Source organism: Streptomyces sp. NPDC028991 (genome assembly GCF_055564775.1).
Map to the genome: position 1 here is coordinate 609010 of NZ_JBVHVP010000002.1, position 18262 is coordinate 627271.

19 protein-coding genes are annotated in these 18262 nt (G+C 69.7%); 16 read left to right on the forward strand and 3 right to left on the reverse strand.

Translation table 11 applies throughout. The features are described 5' to 3' along the window. Positions 1–94: 94 nt before the first annotated feature. From ACZ4V1_RS06930 to ACZ4V1_RS06940, 3 genes are all read left to right on the forward strand, one after another. Complete coding sequence (locus ACZ4V1_RS06930; RefSeq protein ID WP_468330437.1) at positions 95–1582, forward strand: GntP family permease; 1488 nt, start codon at positions 95–97, stop codon at positions 1580–1582. A gap of 91 nt (positions 1583–1673) precedes the next feature. Next, on the forward strand, positions 1674–2411 hold the full coding sequence (locus ACZ4V1_RS06935) for a hypothetical protein (RefSeq protein WP_468330440.1): 738 nt from the start codon (positions 1674–1676) through the stop codon (positions 2409–2411). 67 nt (positions 2412–2478) lie between these two features. Further along, positions 2479–3801: an Nramp family divalent metal transporter gene (locus ACZ4V1_RS06940; RefSeq protein WP_468330443.1), complete on the forward strand. Its 1323-nt coding sequence runs from the start codon at positions 2479–2481 to the stop codon at positions 3799–3801. 62 nt (positions 3802–3863) lie between these two features. Here the strand turns inward: ACZ4V1_RS06940 and ACZ4V1_RS06945 are convergent, their stop codons facing one another. Continuing rightward, the gene (locus ACZ4V1_RS06945; protein WP_468330446.1) at positions 3864–4946 is read right to left on the reverse strand and encodes an LCP family protein; all 1083 of its coding nucleotides are present in this window, start codon (positions 4944–4946) and stop codon (positions 3864–3866) included. 264 nt (positions 4947–5210) lie between these two features. Next, positions 5211–6917 (reverse strand): chitinase, encoded by a 1707-nt coding sequence (locus tag ACZ4V1_RS06950; RefSeq protein WP_468330449.1) that lies wholly within the window; start codon positions 6915–6917, stop codon positions 5211–5213. Between the two features lie 433 nt (positions 6918–7350). Between ACZ4V1_RS06950 and ACZ4V1_RS06955 the strand changes: the two genes are divergently transcribed. The 13 genes from ACZ4V1_RS06955 to ACZ4V1_RS07015 all read left to right on the forward strand — a co-directional run bounded on the left by ACZ4V1_RS06955 (position 7351) and on the right by ACZ4V1_RS07015 (position 17619). Next, positions 7351–8238 carry a hypothetical protein gene (locus tag ACZ4V1_RS06955; RefSeq protein WP_468330951.1) on the forward strand — a complete coding sequence of 296 codons (888 nt, stop codon included), beginning with the start codon at positions 7351–7353 and terminating at the stop codon, positions 8236–8238. Positions 8239–8342: 104 nt separating this feature from the next. Beyond that, positions 8343–9050 (forward strand): Flp pilus assembly protein CpaB, encoded by a 708-nt coding sequence (gene cpaB / locus ACZ4V1_RS06960; RefSeq protein WP_468330452.1) that lies wholly within the window; start codon positions 8343–8345, stop codon positions 9048–9050. Positions 9051–9058: 8 nt separating this feature from the next. Beyond that, a complete protein-coding gene (locus tag ACZ4V1_RS06965; protein ID WP_468330455.1) occupies positions 9059–10318 on the forward strand; it encodes an AAA family ATPase in 1260 nt (419 codons plus the stop codon). Then, positions 10315–10725, forward strand: coding sequence for a TadE/TadG family type IV pilus assembly protein (locus tag ACZ4V1_RS06970; protein ID WP_468330458.1), 411 nt, complete (start codon positions 10315–10317; stop codon positions 10723–10725). The genes ACZ4V1_RS06965 and ACZ4V1_RS06970 overlap by 4 nt, the downstream gene beginning before the upstream one ends. A gap of 1 nt (position 10726) precedes the next feature. Then, entirely contained in the window at positions 10727–11089 is a 363-nt protein-coding gene (locus tag ACZ4V1_RS06975; protein WP_468330461.1) for a TadE/TadG family type IV pilus assembly protein, read from the forward strand. Between the two features lie 18 nt (positions 11090–11107). Beyond that, positions 11108–12445 (forward strand): CpaF family protein, encoded by a 1338-nt coding sequence (locus ACZ4V1_RS06980; RefSeq protein WP_468330464.1) that lies wholly within the window; start codon positions 11108–11110, stop codon positions 12443–12445. Positions 12446–12717: 272 nt separating this feature from the next. After that, on the forward strand, positions 12718–13662 hold the full coding sequence (locus tag ACZ4V1_RS06985; protein ID WP_468330466.1) for a type II secretion system F family protein: 945 nt from the start codon (positions 12718–12720) through the stop codon (positions 13660–13662). Between the two features lie 12 nt (positions 13663–13674). After that, complete coding sequence (locus ACZ4V1_RS06990) at positions 13675–14568, forward strand: DUF5936 domain-containing protein (RefSeq protein WP_468330469.1); 894 nt, start codon at positions 13675–13677, stop codon at positions 14566–14568. A gap of 436 nt (positions 14569–15004) precedes the next feature. Further along, a complete protein-coding gene (locus ACZ4V1_RS06995) occupies positions 15005–15205 on the forward strand; it encodes a Flp family type IVb pilin (RefSeq protein ID WP_468330472.1) in 201 nt (66 codons plus the stop codon). Beyond that, entirely contained in the window at positions 15202–15795 is a 594-nt protein-coding gene (locus tag ACZ4V1_RS07000; RefSeq protein WP_468330475.1) for a pilus assembly protein TadG-related protein, read from the forward strand. Before ACZ4V1_RS06995 ends, ACZ4V1_RS07000 begins: the two co-directional genes overlap by 4 nt. 34 nt (positions 15796–15829) lie before the next feature. Next, positions 15830–16408, forward strand: coding sequence for a hypothetical protein (locus ACZ4V1_RS07005; protein ID WP_468330477.1), 579 nt, complete (start codon positions 15830–15832; stop codon positions 16406–16408). 7 nt (positions 16409–16415) lie between these two features. After that, positions 16416–17045, forward strand: coding sequence for an OmpA family protein (locus ACZ4V1_RS07010; protein ID WP_468330480.1), 630 nt, complete (start codon positions 16416–16418; stop codon positions 17043–17045). Positions 17046–17121: 76 nt separating this feature from the next. Next, positions 17122–17619 (forward strand): hypothetical protein, encoded by a 498-nt coding sequence (locus tag ACZ4V1_RS07015; protein WP_468330483.1) that lies wholly within the window; start codon positions 17122–17124, stop codon positions 17617–17619. Positions 17620–17880: 261 nt separating this feature from the next. Here ACZ4V1_RS07015 and ACZ4V1_RS07020 read toward each other — a convergent pair whose 3' ends face one another. Next, positions 17881–18261: a DUF192 domain-containing protein gene (locus tag ACZ4V1_RS07020; protein WP_468330486.1), complete on the reverse strand. Its 381-nt coding sequence runs from the start codon at positions 18259–18261 to the stop codon at positions 17881–17883. Position 18262: the final 1 nt, after the last annotated feature.

Consider the following 18262-nt stretch of genomic DNA (forward strand, 5'->3'; position numbering starts at 1 on the left):
CTGTCGCACGGCCCGGCGCCCCTCCCCCCGGGGGGCGCCGTGCCGCGCCCCGCCCTGCCCGAAAGCTTTATGTGGTTACCCAGAGGACCCCCGTATGTCCCCCATATCCCTCCAGCTCGCCGCCTCCGCCCCAGCGGAGACCCCGCCCCACACCGGCGGTCTGCTCCACCTGATCGACGGCACGGCGGGCCTGCTGACCGTCGCCGCGGTCGGCATCGCGCTCCTGCTCTTCCTGATCATCAAGGTCCGGCTCCAGCCGTTCGTCGCGCTGCTCGCCGTCTCCATAGCCGTCGGTCTGCTCGCCGGCCTGTCGGTCACCGAACTCTTCGGCACCGTCCAGAAGTCCGACGCCGTCTCCACCATCGAGTCCGGCATGGGCGGCATCCTCGGGCATGTCGCCATCATCATCGGCCTCGGCACGATGCTCGGCGCCATCCTCGAAGTCAGCGGCGGAGCCCAGGTGCTGGCCTCCCGGCTGCTGGGTCTGTTCGGCGAGAAGCGCGCCCCCCTCGCCATGGGCCTGACCGGCCTGATCTTCGGCGTCCCGGTCTTCTTCGACGTCGGTATCTTCGTCCTCGCGCCCATCGTCTACGCCGCCGCCAGGCGCTCCGGCAAGTCGGTCCTGCTCTACTGCCTGCCCCTGCTGGCCGGTCTGTCGATGACCCACGCCTTCCTGCCGCCGCACCCCGGTCCGGTGGCCGCCGCCGGACTGCTGAAGGTGGACCTCGGCTGGGTGATCCTCATGGGCATCGTCTGCGGCATCCCGGCCGTGCTCGCGGCCTGGGTGTTCTCCGCCTGGATCGGCCGCCGCATCTTCGTGCCCGTACCGCAGGACATGGTCGAGGCGGCCGAAGAGGCCAGGCAGGCCGTCATCGACGAGCAGACCAAGGCAGGCGTCGCGCCGCACGAGAGCCCGGTCGCGCTCGGCACCGTGCTCGGCATCATCGGCACCCCGCTGATCCTGATCCTCGCCGCGACCTTCTCCTCCATCGCCCTGGACGAGTCCACCCTCCGCTCGGTGATCGAGTTCTTCGGCAACCCGTTCGTGGCCCTGACCATCGCGCTGCTCCTCGCCTACTACCTGCTCGGCATCCGGCGCGGCTGGTCCCGCAAGTCCCTGGAGACGGTCTCGACGGCCTCGCTGAAGCCGGTCGGCAACATCCTGCTGGTGGTCGGCGCGGGCGGCGTCTTCGGCGCCGTCCTCAAGGCCAGCGGCGTCGCGCAGGCCCTCTCCGACACCTTCAACGACGTCGGCCTGCCGGTGATCGTCCTCTCCTACCTGATCTCCCTGGTGCTGCGGGTCGCCCAGGGCTCGGCGACGGTGGCGATCGTGACGACGGCGGGCATCGTGGCACCGCTGCTCGCGGAGGGCGACCACTCCCAGGCGTTCGTCGCCCTGGTCATCATGGCCATCTCGGCGGGCTCCATCTTCGCCTCGCACGTCAACGACGGCGGCTTCTGGATGGTCGCCAAGTACTTCGGAATCAGTGAACGGGACACCCTCAAGACGTGGACCGTGCTGGAGAGCGTGCTGTCGGTCGCCGGGTTCGTGGTCGCCGCGGTACTGAGCCTGTTCGTGTAGGCGGTCGTACGTGGGCGTCTTGTGTAGGCGTCTGATAACGAAGTTGGGGCTGGCTGTGTCCGGCACAGGTTCGTCGACCATACTGCCCGCTGTGGAGCAGCGCAGAGGATCGACCAGCCAGCCCCTGGAAGGCGCCGGATTCGACCCGGCCTTCATCCCCGGGCTCACCGCGCCCGTGACCGGTGAGCCGGAGGACGCGAGACCGGCGAAGGAGAAGGCGGAGGCGGAGCCCGGGGACGTCCGCGACGCGGACGGGACCGCGGCCATGGAACCCGCCGGGGAGCCGGTGGAGGAAGAGGAGGCCCCGGACCCCGACGGCCCCGTCTTCGAGGCCGCCGACCGCCGCGCCAGGATCGTCGCCGACCACAAGGGCGTACGTCTCTCCCTCGACGACCAGAGCTGCGAGTTCCGCTGGGACGAGGTCGGCGCCGTGGAGACGGAGACGGGGCGCTTCGGCAAGCGGTTCACCGTCACGGTGCACACGCCGGACCGCCGCTGGTACCCGATCGAGATCGAGGCGTCGTCCCGAAGCCGCTTCCCGGAGTGGGAATCGGCCCTGGACGAGGTCCTGGACGCCTACTTCGAGGACGCCGAGACCGAGGCCGAGGCCGGGAACGAGGCCGAGGCCGAGCCGCGGAACGAGAAGGACGGCGACTCGACGGACGGCCACGCCACGGACCGCGAGCCGAAGGGCGGCGACGCGTCGGACGGGAAGGACGGCGACCCGTCGGACGGGAAGGACGGCGACCCGTCGGACGAGAAGGGCGGCGACCCGTCGGACGGGAAGAAGGCCGGGGGCGCCGAGGGTGACGGGACCCGCGCCGAGTAGGCACATCGCGTGAAGATCCCCGCACGCCCTCTTGTCCCACCGGCCGCGATGGGCTTGGTTGGCCCGCATGGCGGACATCACGGGCAGCACCAGTGACACCGGGGCACCACGCGACTCCGAATCGGCACCCCGTAAATCCAGTTGGCGCTACATCGGCCCCGGCATCGTCGTCGCGGCGACCGGGGTCGGCGCCGGCGATCTCGTGGCCACCCTGATCGCGGGCAGCAACTTCGGTTACACCCTGATGTGGGCGGCGGTCCTCGGCTGCCTGGTCAAGATCTCCCTCGCCGAGGCGGCGGGCCGCTGGCACCTGTCCACCGGCCGCACCCTCTTCGACGGCTGGGCGAGCCTCGGCCGCTGGACCACGTACTTCTTCGCGGTCTACGTCGTGATCTGGGGCTTCTCCTACGGCGCGGCGGCGATGTCGTCGAGCGCCCTGCCGCTGCAGGCCCTGTTCCCCGGCGTGATGGACCTCGAATGGTGGGGCATCGCCTGCGGCGTGGTCGGCCTGGTCTTCGTCTGGTTCAACAAGTACGCCGTCTTCGAGAAGGTCATGACGGTGATGGTGGGCGTCATGTTCGTGGTGACGGTCTACCTGGCGATCCGGGTGGCGCCCAACCTGGGGGACGCCTTCGCCGGCCTCCTCCCGGTCATCCCGGACGGCGAGGACTCCGTCCTCAACACCCTCGGTCTGATCGGCGGCGTCGGCGGCACGATCACGCTCGCCGCCTACGGCTACTGGGTCAACGCCAAGGGCTGGTCCAACACCGGCTGGATGAAGGTCATGCGGCTGGACAACCGGGTCGCCTACATCACGACCGGTGTCTTCGTCGTCGCCATGCTCTTCGTCGGCGCGGAGCTGCTGCACGCCGCGAACATCGCGCTCTCCGGCGGCGGCAAGGGCCTGGTGCAGCTCGGCGACATCCTGGAGGACGAGTACGGCACGGCGACGGCCAAGTTCTTCCTGATCGGCTTCTTCGCCACGTCCTTCACCTCGCTCATCGGCGTGTGGCACGGCGTGAGCCTGATGTTCGCGGACTTCGTGGCCCGGCAGCGCGACAAGACGGCGGGCAAGGGCAAGGAGATCGCCTCCGGTGAGCACGAACGCTCCTGGCCCTTCCGCGCCTACCTGCTGTGGCTGACCTTCCCGCCCATCGTCCTGCTCTTCCAGGGCGAGCCCTTCCGCCTGGTCATCATCTACGGCGTACTGGGCGCCGCCTTCATGCCCTTCCTCGCCCTGACCCTGGTCTGGCTCCTCAACTCCTCCCGCACGCCGCCTGAGTGGCGCAGCGGCTGGCTCAGCAACTCGATGCTCGCGGTCGCGGGCCTGCTGTTCCTGGTGCTGTGTGTGAAGGAGGTCTGGGACCAGCCGTGGGCGGAGTTCTTCTGACCCACCGCGGCCGGCCGGCCCGTCCCCGCCGGCCGGCCCGCCTGTCCCGCCGGCCGGCCCGGTCAGCCGCCGGAGGCCGGTGACTTCTTCGCCGACTCGGGGATCGTCTCGTCCGCCCTGATGGCCTTCCACAGCGTGGCGGCCTGCGGGTCCGCGGCGACGACACGGGCCGGATCGATCTTGTCGTACTCGACCGGGAGCATGAGCGTTTCCATGGTGTCGGGGTTGACGCCCTGCATGCTGCGGCCGAAATCGGCCAGCGAGGTGAGCGAGGAGATCTCGGAGTCGGTGGTGAGCGACTTGGTCGCCGCGTTGGCGATCTTGTAGGCCTTGGTGGGGCTGCCGAGGAGGTCCTGGTTCCGCACCTCGCGCAGCAGAGCGAGCATGAACTCCTGCTGAAGACCGATACGTCCGAGATCGCTTCCGTCGCCGACCCCGTGCCGGGTGCGAACGAACGCCAGGGACTCCCGGCCGTCGAGCTTGTGGGAGCCGGCCGACAGGTCGAGGCCGGTCTTCGCGTCCTTGATCGGCTGGTCCACCTGGACGGTCACTCCGCCGATCGCGTCCACCAGGCTCTGGAAACCGGCGAAGTCGACCTCGATGTAATGGTCGATACGGACACCGGACATCTGCTCCACGGTCTTCAGCACACAGGCCGGCCCTCCGGTCGGGTAGAGCGAGTTGAACATCACCCGCTCCTTGGCCGGGAGCGTGCCTCCGTCCTTCGCCGGGCATTCGGGCCGGGTCACCAGGGTGTCGCGGGGGATGCTGACCGACACGGCCTTGCTCCGGCCCTCGGGTATGTGCACCACCATCGTGGTGTCCGCGAGGCCGCTGCTGTTGCCGCCGGCCAGGTCCCCGTTCTCGCCCGCACGGGAGTCGGAACCGAGGATCAGCAGGTTCTGGCCGCTGGTGGGCAGTTTCTCGGGACGGTCGTCGCCGAGGGCCTTGTTCAGGTCGATACCGTTGCCGAGGTTGGAGTTCAGGTGGCTGTACAGCCACCAGCCGGTACCGCCGGTGACGAGCACCACTGCCAGGAGCGTCCAGCCGATGACACGGCGAACGCGCTGGCCGCGGGTGCGTACCTTGCGACCGCGGCGTCGTCTGGACGGGCGGTCGGTGGGTATCGCGGTGTCGGTGCTCATGCTGCTCAAACACTCCTGGACGTCGGCGAGGCGAGGGGACATCCGAGCTGCGGTGTCCTCGATACCGTCAAAGGAGGTGGCATCCATGGCACTGATCAGTCGGCTGGAGGAGCACTATAGACCGAACACTCGCTCGAGGGCTGGACTTGTCGTACTTTCTGCCCGTTCCGGGCGGGGGCGGGTCGGAGGGCCGGACCCGGCCGCCCACGCGGAACGCCCGGCCGGGAAGCCCCGGCCGAGCGACCGCGTGTATCCGCGCCGAGGCTACGGCAGTGCGTGCACGTGGGCTCCCACCGCGTTCGACCAGGCGTTTGCGGCGGTGGCGTCCCAGTTGGTGGACCAGGTCATGGCACCCCGCAGGTCGGGGTACGTCCTCGACGGCTTGAAGGTGCCGCAGTTGACGGCCTTGGTCAGGCAGTCGAGGGCGTCGTTCACGACGCGCGGCGACACGTAGCCGCCGCCCGCCGCGCGGGTGGAGGCCGGCAGACCCAGGCCCACCTGTGACGGGTCGAGGCCGTTCTCCAGCTGGATGCAGGCCAGGGCGGTGAGGAAGTCGACCGTGCCCTGCGCGTACACCTTGCCGTCGCAGCCCAGCATCGTGCCGCTGTTGTAGTACTGCATGTTGACGACGGTGAGGATGTCCTTCACGTTCAGCGCCGTGCGGAAGTACGAGCCCGACGTCGACTGCATGTCGATCGTCTGCGGCGCCATCGTCAGGATCATGTCCGGGCCCGCCTTCGCCGACAGGGCGCGCAGGGCCTGTGTCATGTAGGTCGCGTTGAGGCCGTTCTCCAGGTCGATGTCGACGCCGTCGAAGCCGTACTCCTGCATCACGGAGTAGACCGAGTCGGCGAAGTTCGTCGCGGAGGCCGAGTCGTTCACCGAGACGGTGCCCTTCTCGCCGCCCACCGAGATGATGACCTTCTTCCCGGCGGCCTGCTTGGCCCGGACGTCCGCCTTGAACTGGTCGACCGTGTAGCCGTCGAGCCCGGCCGTGTCGAGGTTGAAGGACACCGCGCCCGGCGTCGCGGTCGCGTCCGCGAAGGCGACCGCGATGATGTCGTACTGGGCGGAGACGTCCGAGATCCTCTGGACCGCCGCCCCGTTGTCGAAGTTCTGCCAGTAGCCGGTCACCGCGTGCTTGGGCAGGCCGCCGCCCCCGTCACCCCGCTCCGTCGTACGGGCCGTCACCGCTGCCGACTTCACCGACTCACCGGCCGCGTTCGTCGCCGTGACCTGGAAGGAGTACCACGTCGAGGCCGCGAGGCCGGTGATCGTCGCGGACGTGCCGGTCGCCGCCGTCGCCTTCGTACCGTCGCGGTAGACGGTGTAGCCGGTGGCGCCCGGCACCGCGCTCCAGGCCAGCGACGCCGAGGAGGACGTCGTACCGGAGACGCTCAGGCCGGCCGGGGCCGACGGGACCGTGGGCTCGGGCCCGCCGTCGTCACCGCCGCCTCCGTCCGGGCCGAAGACGGACAGGTCGTCGGCGTAGTAGGCGGGCTGCCCGTACCAGCCGTGGGTGTACACGGTCACCGAGGTCGTCGAGGAGCCCGTCCTGAACGTCGTCGACAGCTGCTTCCAGGAGCTCGAGTCCGGCGTCCAGGTCGACACGTCGGTCGTGCCCGTGCCCGTCACGCCCAGGTAGGAGTACCCGCCCTGCACCCAGGCGCTCAGCGTGTACGTCGATCCGGGCTTCACCTTCACCGTCTGGGCGCACCGGGCGTTGTCCTGCCCGCTCGGCGTCGCCTTGAGCGCGGCGGAGCCCGCGTGCGCCGGGGAGGAGACGGTCGTACCGCTGTTCGCGGAACAGGTCCAGTTGCTCAGTCCGGCCTCGAAGCCGGCGTTTCTCGCGTTGTTGACGTCGGCGGCGGCCGCCTGGCCGACCGCCGTGACCGACAGGGCGAGTGCGGCGGTGACGGCTCCCGCCCAGAACTTCGTCCGCCTGCCGAACCGTCTGTGCACGGGCTCCATTGAGGCCTCCGGTGGGGGAGTGGGGGCATTGGGGTACAAGGTGGTCCAGACCAATTGAGGTGTCAAGAGGTAGGTCCGGACCAAGTTCGCCGTCAGGTCCCGGACTTGGTCCGCCCCCGGGGTGGACCGCCGGTCGACTGTCGTCGGACCGCCGGTCGCTGTCGGGCCGCCGGTCGTCGTCGGGCCCGCCGCCCACCGCCCGGCCGACGGCCGAGAAATGCTCAACCTGCCCCGTTTTGCCGCACCTTGTGCAACGCAAGTTGTTCCAGAGCTACAGAAACGCTGTTCTCCGGTCACAGACGCGTGGATACAGTGCTCAGGTAGTCACGCAGTGAAGTCATCCGGGTGTGCCGGAGTAACACCGGCGGACCGACGGGCATGGGGAGACGGGGAGCCGCGCGTGCCAACTGCCATTGCCGTGACCAGTGCCGACATGGCACTGCCGCCGCAGGACGAACGGACACTGCCCGCGGTCGTGCTCCAGGACGTCGACCGACGTCCGCTGGAGCAGGCGCTGGCCGAGCTGCAGTCGCTGGTCGACCAGCACGGGCACGTGATCGTGGTGTGCTCGCCGGCCGCCCCGGCGAGCGTCGAACGACGGCTCCACACCGTCCGCGCCCTCCTGGAGACCGACCGGATCGCCGTGTTCCGGCCGCCCCTGCCCCCGCTCGGACTCGCGGTACTCGCCCGGCAGTTGCGGCAGCTGGCCTCCTGCGACCTCAGCCCCGGCGTCCTCGCCTCGGCCGGCCGGCTGCTGACCCACTACATCCACGCCGGCGCGCTGCTCGGCTCCGTGGCCCGGCTCGACCACGTCCCCGTGGGCCTGAAGTCGCACGCCAGGTCGTGGATGCCGGGCAGCCAGTTCGGCGTCATGGCGCATCCGGTGCCGCAGCTGGTGCGGATCGGCCCCGAAGCGGCCCTCGACGGGCCCGAGTTCGGCACCTGGCTGCTGGTCGCCAAGGGGCAGCTCCCGTCCGACTGGGTCGCCGGCACCCTTGCCCCGTCCTGGCGCGTGCAGGGACTGCGCGAGACACCTCTGCCCGCCGATTCCCCCGGCTGGTGGGGGACCGGACGGCTCACCGAGTTCTGCGCCTACCTGCCCGACCTCTCGGTCCTCTACCAGTTGGTCACTTCGGTGCGGCAGAGCACCTGCCACTGGTGCGGCATCGACGTCATCGGCGACCGGTGCGTGTTCTGCTCCGCGACGCCGCCGGTGTACGACGCCCGCGGTGACGCCGCTCATCGCGGTGACAGGGCGCTCGGTCACCGCCGTGACGCCGCCCTCGGGCACCGCCGTGAGAGACGAGCCCTCACCGGGTAGGCCCGTACCGCGCCGCTCCCCTCGCCCAGCCCGCCAGCCCGCCAGCCCGCCAGCCCGCCATCCGATCCGGTTCGACCGATTCCCCCAATGAGGTTGCACGGCTCATGAACTCCCGTCAGCGCCGCGGCATCATCCTGCTGATCCTGTCGGTCCTCTGCGCCCTCGGCGCGTTCGCCGGCGTGCTGTCCGTCGTCAAAGACGTGAAGTCCAAGGTCGGCCCCGAGGTCACCGCGTACCGGCTCAAGACCGACGTGGAGCCCTACACGCCCCTGGGCGCCGGCCAGTTCGAGAAGATCGAGATGCCTGAGCGCTGGCTGTCGGAGAACGCCGTCACCGATCTCGGCCAGGTCCGCGGCAAGATCGCCGTGACGACGCTGAAGGAGGGCTCATTGCTGCAGAGCGACATGATCGTCGACCAGCCCGCCCTGCGGCCCGGGCAGCAGGAGGTCGCCATCATGATCGACGCGGCGACCGGCGTCGCCGGCAAGATCACACCGGGCTCCGCCGTCAACGTGTACGCCACCTTCGAGGGAGAGCGTGAGGGTGACCCCGCTCAATCCAAGATCATCGTAACAAACGCCAAGGTCATCGACGTAGGCGACCTCACCTCTCTGAAGCCCGACGAGAACAGCCGCGACCGGGAACCCACCGACGCCGTCCCCATCACCTTCGCACTGTCCACCATCGACGCCCAGCGCATCACCTACGCCGAGTCGTTCGCCCAGCGGGTCCGGCTCGCGCTGGTGGCGCCCGGCAGCGACACCACGGTCCCCGACAAGGACCGGACGTACGAACTCGCGAAGGACAAGTGAGAGCCCGTATGCCCACGAGGATCCTCCCGGCAGTCGGCGACCCGGACGCCGTACGGTCCATCACGTCCCTGCTCAGCCAGCTCCCGGACGCCGAACCGATGGCCCCGGTGACCGACTCCACCCAGCTGGTCGACACCCTCGCCCGGCTGGCCGCCGAGTCCGTCGACGAACTGCCCGAGGTCGTCGTCGTCCACGAGCGCATCGGTCCCGTCCCCGCTCTCGAGCTGATCCGCGAGGTCGCCCTCCGCTTCCCGGCCGTCGGCGTCATCCTCGTCACCTCCGACCCGGGTCCTGGCCTCTTCCAGGCCGCCATGGACTACGGCGCCCGCGGCCTGGTCGCCCTGCCACTCGGCTACGAGGAACTCGCCAGCCGCGTCCAGGCGGTCGCCCAGTGGTCGGTGGGCGTACGCCGGCACCTCGGCGGCGGCGTCGAGGTGTTCACCGGCGTCGGCGGCACGGTCGTCACGGTCAGCGGCGCGAAGGGCGGTGTGGGCACCACCCTGACGGCGATCCAGCTGGCCCTCGCCGCCCAGGCGTCGGGGCGTCCGACCGCCCTGGTCGACATGGACCTCCAGGCCGGCGACGTCGCCTCCTACCTGGACGTCCAGTTCCGCCGCTCCGTCGTCGACCTGGCCACCATCACGGACATCTCCCCGCGCGTCCTGGCCGACGCCGTCTTCCGCCACGACACCGGCCTCGCCCTGCTGCTCGCCCCCGGCGAGGGCGAACGCGGCGAGGAGGTCACCGACCGCGCCACCCGCCAGATCGTCAGCGCCCTGCGGTCCCGCTACGAGGTCGTCGTCCTCGACTGCGGCGCCCAGCTCGGCGGCGCCGGCGCCGCGGCCGTGGAGATGGCCGACGCGGCGCTGCTGGTCACCACCCCGGACGTGGTCGCCGTACGGGGCGCCAAGCGGGCGGTGCGGATGTGGGACCGGCTGCAGATCCGCAAGGCGGAGGAGACCACCGTGGTCGTCAACCGGCACACGCGCGCCACCGAGATCCAGCCCCCGCTGATCCGGAAGATCACCGGCACGGCGGTCGCGGGCACCACCGTCCCCGCCAACTTCAAGGAACTCCAGGGCGCCGTGGACGCCGGCCGCGTCCACGAACTGGACGGCAGGGGCACGGTGAAGCAGGCCCTTTGGGCCCTCGCGGGCGAACTGGGCCTGGTCAGGGCCGTCGAGGCGGACCATCGAAAGGGCGGCGGCCGCTTCCGTGGCGACCGGGGATCGGTGAGCTTCCGGCGGCGGAAGGACGGTGCGGGATGAGTGCCTTACGGCGCGGGACCCGGGACGCCCGGCGCACGGGAGGGGACGCGGGCCAGGTCACCATCGAGTTCCTCGGCATGACCCCGGTGATCATCGCGACGCTGGTGGTGCTGTGGCAGCTCGTCCTCGTGGGATACACGTACACGCTCGCGGGTAATGCTGCGGACGAGGCGGTACGGGCGGCGACGGCGGCGGACCGGGGCGCGCGGCAGGGGGCCTGCCAGGAGGCCGGCCGGGACAAGCTGCCCGGCGCGTGGGAGGGGGGCGCCGAGGTGGGCTGCGACACCGCGGGCGGCTACGTCACCGCCGACGTGCGCATCGAGGTGCCCATCCTCTTCCCGGGCACGGTCAGCTTCCCGTTCACCGTGCACGGGCACGCGGGGGCCGTGGAGGAGGAGACCGACTGAGATGCCGTACTCCGTGAGCGGCCGCCCCAGGGACCGTGGCCAGGTGGCCATCGAGTACCTCGGGTTCCTGCCGATCCTGATCATCGTCGCCATGGCCGCCGTACAGCTGGGCCTGATCGCGTACACCGCACAGCAGGCCGGTACGGCGGCCCGCGCCGGGGCCCGCAGCGCCTCGCTCCAGGAGAGCGCGGGCGAGGCGTGCGCGGCGGCGGTCAGCAGTTGGCTCGCGGACGGCACCGACTGCCCACCGTCCTACGGCGGGGACGAGGTGACGGTCACCGCCACCGTCGACATCCCCTCGATCGTCCCCGGCTGGGACTTCGGGGACGCCACCAGGACCGCCACCATGCCGCTGGACCACTGACCGAGGAGCCGATGACGCATGAGCCTGCGCGCACGCATCCACTCCCCCGAGGAGCACGGCAGCCGGGGCGAGGACGGACACCTGGTCGCCTCCTACCGGGCCAAACTCCTGGAGGAGATCGACCTCGCCGAGATGAGCTCGCTGGCGATGGCCGAGCGCCGCGCCCGCCTGGAACGGGTGCTTGGGCACATCATCAGCCGCGAGGGCCCGGTCCTGTCGACGGTCGAGCGCTCCCAGCTGATCCGCCGGGTCGTGGACGAGGCCCTCGGCCTCGGCATCCTGGAGCCGCTGCTGGAGGACGCCTCGATCACGGAGATCATGGTGAACGGACCCGACGCCATCTTCGTCGAACGCGGCGGCCGGGTGGAGCAGCTCCCCCTCCGCTTCGCCTCCGACGACCAGCTGATGCAGACCATCGAGCGCATCGTCTCGACGGTCAACCGCCGCGTGGACGAGTCGAACCCGATGGTCGACGCCCGCCTCCCCTCCGGCGAACGAGTCAACGTCATCATCCCGCCCCTCTCACTGACCGGCGCCACCCTCACCATCCGCCGCTTCCCGCGCTCCTTCACCCTCCAGGAGCTGATCGGCCTCGGCTCGCTCGACGAGCACATGCTGTACCTGCTCGCCGGCCTGGTGCAGGCCCGCTTCAACATCATCGTCTCCGGCGCCACGGGCACCGGCAAGACCACCCTCCTCAACGCCCTGTCCGGCCTCATCCCGGAGACCGAACGCATCATCACCATCGAGGACTCGGCGGAACTCCAGCTCCAGCAGGCGCACGTGATCCGCCTGGAGTCCCGCCCGCCGAACGTCGAGGGCCAGGGCCGTGTCACCATCCGCGACCTGGTCCGCAACTCCCTGCGCATGCGCCCCGACCGCATCGTCGTCGGCGAGGTCCGCGGCGGCGAGTCCCTGGACATGCTCCAGGCCATGTCGACGGGACACGACGGCTCGCTCGCCACGGTCCACGCCAACAGCGCGGAGGACGCCCTCATGCGCCTCCAGACCCTGGCCTCGATGTCGGACGTGGAGATCCCGTTCGTCGCCCTGCACGACCAGATCAACAGCTCCGTCGACGTCATCGTCCAGCTCACCCGCTTCGCCGACGGCGCCCGCCGCATCACCGAGATCGCCCTGCTGGCCAGCCACGGCGGCGAACCGTACCGCCTGGCCACGGCCGCCCGCTTCAACGCCCGGCCGATGACCGCCGACGGCCGCATCTACGGCGCCTTCGAGTACCACCCCCTCCCGCGCCGCACCGCCGAGCGCCTCTACATGGCGAGCCAGCCCGTCCCGCAGGCCTTCGGCGTGGCCGGCACCGTGGACCAGCTCGCCACCCGGGAGGCGAGGTAGGGCAGCGATGGAACCCCGGCCGGAAACCCCGGGCACCGCCCCGGAAGCCCCGCGAACCACCCGCAAGCCCCGGTAGCCCGGGATCGACCCGAGCCCCGGGAAGCACCGGAACCCCGCACCGCGGAACCCGCACACGCCAGAGCCCCACACACCAGAGAGCCCCGCACACCGGAGAGCCCCGCACGACACAGAGCCCCGCAACACAGAGCCCCGCGCGCCCCACAAACAGGAACCCGAGACCCGCCCCGTGGAAGCCAGGTAGGAACCGCCCCATGGAACTGGAAACGCTCGTCACGCTCACCACCGGCATCACGCTGCTGACCTGCGCCCTGGCGGTCACGGGCCTGCACTTCTACGCCGCCGGCAAGGCCCAGCGCGCGGCCCTGGTCGACCGCCTCTCGGCCACCGGCCAGCTCTCTCCCGCCGGCCGCAGCCGCCGCTTCCGCGCTCTCGACCGCCGCCTGCGCCGCACGGAGCTGGGCCGCAAGCTGGAACTGCGCCTGGCGGCAACCGGCCTGGACCTCACCCCCGGCGAGTTCTTCGCCTACATGACGGCCACGGTCGCGGGCCTCTGGCTGATCGGTCAGGCCGCACTGGCACCCTTCTTCGGTCCCCTGGCCGGCCTGCTGGGCATCGGAGGGGCGATCCAGTTCCTCAACTGGCAACGCCAGAAACGCATCGAGAAGTTCATCAACCAGCTCCCCGAACTCGCCCGCATCCTCGCCAACGCCACCCAGGCCGGCCTGGCCCTGCGCACCGCCATCGGCATGGCGGCGGAGGAGCTGGAGGCCCCGGCCGGCGAGGAACTCGGGAAGGTCGCCGACCAGTTGGCCATCGGCGCCTCCATGGACGACGCCCTCGGTGAACTCGCCGACCGCCTCCCCTCCCGCGAACTCGTCGTCCTGGTGACCACCCTCGTCCTGTCCAACCGCGCAGGCGGGCAGGTGGTCAGCGCCCTGCGCAACCTCACGGAGACGCTGGAGGAGCGCAAGGAGACCCGTCGCGAGGTCCGTACCCAGCTCTCCCAGGTCAGCATGACGTCGTACGCCGTCCCCGTACTCGGTGTCGGCTCGTTGTTCCTGATGGACGGGGTGAAGGACGGCGCCCTGGAACGCATGACGGGCTCCTCGGCCGGCCAGGCCGCGGTGATCATCGCCTTCGCGCTCTACGCAGTCGGGTTCGTCCTCATCCGCCGCCTGTCCCGCATCGACGTCTGAGAGGGAGCCGACATGGAACCGGGCCTGCTCCTCGCGCTGCTCGCGGCCCTGAGCGTCTGGGGCGTGTTCGCCGGCATCCGCATGTACCGGGCCGACGCCAAACTCCCCGGCGACCTCGCCCTCGCCCTGGAGGTCGGCTCCACCCGCACCGGGGCCGTCGACTCGCTCATCGACCGCATGGGCATGCGCTACGCCCCCGCCGTACTGCGCCTGATGGGCCCGGCCCTGGTGGCCAAGTACCGCCGCAGGATCGACCTGGCCGGCAACCCCGGCGGCCTGACCATCGACCGCTACGCCGCCCGCCGCGCGGTGTACGGCTTCCTGGGGGCGGTCGGCTTCCTGGTCTTCCTCCTGCGCGGCCAGTACGTGGTGGCCCTGCTCCTGCTCGCCTTCGGCGCCTTCTGGACGGAGGTCGGCATCTGGTCGGCGATCCGGATCCGCAAGGACGTCATCGAGCGCACGCTCCCCGACTTCCTGGACGTCCTCGCGGTCGTGGTCAGCGCCGGCCTCGGCTTCCGCCAGGCCCTGGACCGCGTGGCACTGCGCTACGAGGGTCCGTGGGCGGACGAACTCCGCATCACCCTCCGGCAGATGGACCTCGGCATGAGCCGCCGCCAGGCTTTCGCGGAGCTGCGCCGGCGCAACGACTCCGAACAGGTGGCGATGTTCGTGACGGCACTCCAGCAGGGCGAGGAGCTGGGCGCCCCCATCGTCGACACCCTGGTCTCCCTGGCCAAGGACATGCGGCGCACGGACGCCCAGAACGCCCGCCGCAAGGCGGCACGCGCGGTACCCAAGGCCACGATGATGATCACGACCTTCATGGTCCCGGCCACGATGATCCTCCTCGGCGCCGGCCTGATCCTGGGCTCGGGCACCGACTTCGGCACGATCACGGGCGAGTAGGGGAGGGGGAGGAGCGCCATGTCGATCACGAGGCCGGGGAAGCGGGGCGCCGTAAACAAAAGGAGTGCGACTGCACACGAAGCGATGACGTCAACAAGCGGTGATCCAGAGCCCAGTCGAGCTACTTCTGAGTTACACCTTTCGCACTTGCAATCCGCTGTGGGAGAGTCTTTGTCTGGTGCTCCCGACAGGCCGGGGTCCCAACTGAACGCAGGGGAGGTGGAGATGGTGACCGACGTGCCGTCCGGCATGACCAACCAGCACATCCCCGCCACCCGCCCCCGCGAGGTGGCTGCGTCCAGGGTGACCTCGATGGTCCGACCCACAGCACAGGAGGGGGCCCGCGACGGGTCCCCGGGGCCCTCGGAGCCGAGGGCCCTCTCGCCGTACGTCCCGCACGACGAACGCGGCATCGTCCACCCTGGAGGGGAACACCATGACCAACTGGCTGCACACCACAACCGCCTACCTGCACTCCCGCGCCGCCGCCCGCAACGACAAGGGCCAGACGGCTGTGGAGTACCTGGGAATCATCGCGGTAGTGGTGGCGATCGTGCTGGCGATCACGGGGACGGATATCGGGCAGACGATTTTCGACGCGATCACATCGAAGATCGCCGAAGTAACCGGTGGATGAGCCGACTTCGTGAGTGCAGTGATACAGGGCAGGCTTTTCCCATCTACATCACGGTGGTGGGAGGCCTGCTCTTTCTCGCGCTTGCGTACTTCGCAGTCGGCCAAGCCGCAGCCACGCGCAGCGAGGCGCAGACGGCGGCGGATGCTGCGGCGCTCGCAGCGGCCTTGGAAACGCGGGATCAGCTCGCCGATCAGTGGCTCGAAAACATCTTGGACCCCGACTCGTGGCAGGCCGTCTTCGACGGCAAGGCGCCCGTACCCAGTGCGTGCTGGCGGGCTCATGAGCTCGCTGCGCGCAATGACGCAAGCGTGAAGTGTCATCCGGACGGGCTGCTGGGCTACACCGTCGTTGCGGAGACCAATGGGACTGTCGGAGACAGCATCGTTCCGGGTACGGAGGAGCAGAAGGCCACGGAGTCAGCCACTGCCGTCATCGAGGCTCGTTGCCTGTTCGAATTGCCCGCTGAGGACGCCAGGGAAGATGACTTGCCGAGTCTCTCGTGCAGGGGCGAGGAATGGGATCTGAGCCCAGACGATCTCGTGGATCTACCGAAGCCCGAGGATCTGTTCGACGTCCACCTGGCCGACTGACTGGCGAATGACGAGTGACGAAGGAAACCAAGACATGAGCATCCGGTTCAAGAGGACGGCCCGTCGAGGGACGCTCGCATTGGCTGTAGTGGCCAGCCTGACTTTCGGCGCTGTCGGCTGCGGCGGTGGTGGCGACGATGAGAAGCCGAAATCATCATCGTCGACGTCGAAAGATGACGGGCCCGGGCCGAGTGCTCAGGAAGGCGATGCGGAGGAGCCATTGGCCGAGCTGCGGGGAAGCAATGGTCTGCTCCTGGAGATCATCTCGGCTGAGCGGGATTCGGGTGGCTTCGTGACTGTGAACGGTGAGCTGAAGAACGACGGTGACAAGAGTGTCGCGATTCCATCCGCGTTGAGCGGAAACGAGACGGAGATCATCAGAAACGGCAGGTCGCTCGGTGGTGCGACGCTAGTCGATTCCAAAAGCAAGAAGCGGTATTACGTGCTGCGTGACACGGATGGTCGTCCGCTGACGACCACAGGCTTCTCCACGATCAAGGCCGGTGACCGAGTGGCTGTGTTCATGCAGTTTCCAGCCCCTCCGACAGACACGACCGAAGTCACGTTCCAACTCCCGACCTTCGCCAGTGCGACCATCTCCATCTCCGGGTGAGCCAACCATGACCTCGACCCCACGCCTCACCCGCGTCCTGACCACGGCCAGCCTCATGCTCGCCACGACCATGTACGGCACAACCACCGCTCACGCCGACGGCGACCCCAACGACCCCCCAGGTACCGAGGCCTCCGCCTCCGCCCCCGTCGAAGTGGACCCCAACGACCCGGACCTGAAGATCCCGGACGGCGCCACGCTCGCCCAGGCGAAGGTGCTGGACATCAAGTCGGTCGTGGAGGAGCAGAGCGGTGACGAACGCCGCGAGGACACCAACACGAGCGTGACGCTCGCGCTCCAGGCAGAGGTGCTGTTCGGAAAGGACAGCGCGAAGCTAGGAGCCGAGGCGAAGTCCCGGATCACGGGGATCGCGGAGGAGATCAAGACCCAGAACGCCACCAGGGTCCGAGTCTTCGGCTTCACCGACAACCTGGGCTCCTCCGCCCACGGCGACGTACTCTCCAAGAAGCGCGCCAACGCCGTACACGACGTCCTGTCCCAGGCCCTGAACGACCCGGGTGTCACCTACGAGGTCCGCGGCTACGGCGAGCAGTACCCGATCGCCGACAACTCGACGGAGGCCGGCCGCAAGAAGAACCGCAGGGTCGAGGTCTCGTTCCCGCGCACGGAGGCCTGAGAGACCGATGCCCGGACGAGAGGATCACGGGGTGCGGCGGATGCGACGGCGCTCACTGCCGGTCCGGGGGAGAGGGATGACCCTCACGGTGCTGACGGTGCTCGTGTTGGCTGCCTGCGGCACCCCGGACGAAACGGACTCGGTGCCGTCATCGCCCCCGGAGGGGCCAACGGCATCCCGGTCGACGACGCCGCCTCCCGCCGCGGACCCCAAGCCCTCCATATCGGCGGCGGACGGCAGGGACACCACAGCCTGCGCCGACGGCAACTGCGAGATCGCGGTGTCCAAACCCGTGACAATCCGCTTCAAAGGGCCGGGCGGACCAGCGACGCTGTCCGTGACCGAGGTCGGCCCGAACAAGGTCGAGTACGCGGTGAAGTCGGGCAACGGCCAGTCGAAGGGCGGCGCGAGCGGCCCAGACCAGGGATGCGTCACGGTTCTCCGCGACAACGGCAGCGGCACCTCCTGCGGCGGCCTGCCCCACGCCCGCCCGAGCGCCCAGCCCGGTGCCGTAGTGATCCAGGCGAAAACCGGAGCGAACGGTACGGCACTCCTCCACATCGTGTCGCCGTGATGCCGGAGGAGGTCAGTTGCCGCCTTCGTGTACCCACGTCCAAGCGTCACCGCCGAGTCCGCCGTGCGGGTCGGTAGCCGAAGGCTGTGCCGCCGCCGTTATGCGCGGCCGCGATCTACTCGATGCAGTCGAGCAAGAGTGCCGAACTCGAAGTACACGTCCCCGCATCGCCCCCCCCACGTCCCGACCTGCCCGTCCTGGGGACCGAGGAAGAAGCCGTACCGAGCGGCGGCCCGCAGACAGGGATACAGGGCCCGCCCCCTACCCTTCCGCGGCCTCCATCCGCACCCGCACCCCCACCCGGACTCCCCACCCGGCCATCGCCCCGGCCTCCGCCTCCAGCACATGCCGGGAACGCAACCGAGGCAGCCCCAGTCTCCCTGGCCGCATGGTGCGTACGGCTATGACCCTGAGACGCCGGTCGAGATATGCCACGTCGATGGGCATCCGCATCCGGAAGGTGTGCACGCTGTTGGCAGGGGAGAGGAGAATCGCCCCGTCCAGGAAGTCCCGCCCCAGCAGTCCCTTGCTGCGGGCGCGGAAGGAGCCTGCGATCTCCAGCGGAATGCGGACACTCACGCCGTCGGCCTCCCCTCCGACGACCAACACACCCGACCCGTCCCGCCAACGCCGCAGTCCCATC

Bases quoted from the DNA above. Each gene is read 5' to 3' on its own strand.
- ACZ4V1_RS06930 (WP_468330437.1), top strand. From the start codon at position 95: ATGTCCCCCATATCCCTCCAGCTCGCCGCCTCCGCCCCAGCGGAGACC.
- ACZ4V1_RS06940 (WP_468330443.1), top strand. From the start codon at position 2,479: ATGGCGGACATCACGGGCAGCACCAGTGACACCGGGGCACCACGCGAC.
- ACZ4V1_RS06945 (WP_468330446.1), bottom strand. From the start codon at position 4,946: ATGAGCACCGACACCGCGATACCCACCGACCGCCCGTCCAGACGACGC.
- ACZ4V1_RS06950 (WP_468330449.1), bottom strand. From the start codon at position 6,917: ATGGAGCCCGTGCACAGACGGTTCGGCAGGCGGACGAAGTTCTGGGCG.
- ACZ4V1_RS06955 (WP_468330951.1), top strand. From the start codon at position 7,351: ATGGCACTGCCGCCGCAGGACGAACGGACACTGCCCGCGGTCGTGCTC.
- cpaB (WP_468330452.1), top strand. From the start codon at position 8,343: ATGAACTCCCGTCAGCGCCGCGGCATCATCCTGCTGATCCTGTCGGTC.
- ACZ4V1_RS06965 (WP_468330455.1), top strand. From the start codon at position 9,059: ATGCCCACGAGGATCCTCCCGGCAGTCGGCGACCCGGACGCCGTACGG.
- ACZ4V1_RS06970 (WP_468330458.1), top strand. From the start codon at position 10,315: ATGAGTGCCTTACGGCGCGGGACCCGGGACGCCCGGCGCACGGGAGGG.
- ACZ4V1_RS06975 (WP_468330461.1), top strand. From the start codon at position 10,727: ATGCCGTACTCCGTGAGCGGCCGCCCCAGGGACCGTGGCCAGGTGGCC.
- ACZ4V1_RS06980 (WP_468330464.1), top strand. From the start codon at position 11,108: ATGAGCCTGCGCGCACGCATCCACTCCCCCGAGGAGCACGGCAGCCGG.
- ACZ4V1_RS06985 (WP_468330466.1), top strand. From the start codon at position 12,718: ATGGAACTGGAAACGCTCGTCACGCTCACCACCGGCATCACGCTGCTG.
- ACZ4V1_RS06990 (WP_468330469.1), top strand. From the start codon at position 13,675: ATGGAACCGGGCCTGCTCCTCGCGCTGCTCGCGGCCCTGAGCGTCTGG.
- ACZ4V1_RS06995 (WP_468330472.1), top strand. From the start codon at position 15,005: ATGACCAACTGGCTGCACACCACAACCGCCTACCTGCACTCCCGCGCC.
- ACZ4V1_RS07000 (WP_468330475.1), top strand. From the start codon at position 15,202: ATGAGCCGACTTCGTGAGTGCAGTGATACAGGGCAGGCTTTTCCCATC.
- ACZ4V1_RS07005 (WP_468330477.1), top strand. From the start codon at position 15,830: ATGAGCATCCGGTTCAAGAGGACGGCCCGTCGAGGGACGCTCGCATTG.
- ACZ4V1_RS07010 (WP_468330480.1), top strand. From the start codon at position 16,416: ATGACCTCGACCCCACGCCTCACCCGCGTCCTGACCACGGCCAGCCTC.
- ACZ4V1_RS07015 (WP_468330483.1), top strand. From the start codon at position 17,122: ATGACCCTCACGGTGCTGACGGTGCTCGTGTTGGCTGCCTGCGGCACC.
- ACZ4V1_RS07020 (WP_468330486.1), bottom strand. From the start codon at position 18,261: ATGGGACTGCGGCGTTGGCGGGACGGGTCGGGTGTGTTGGTCGTCGGA.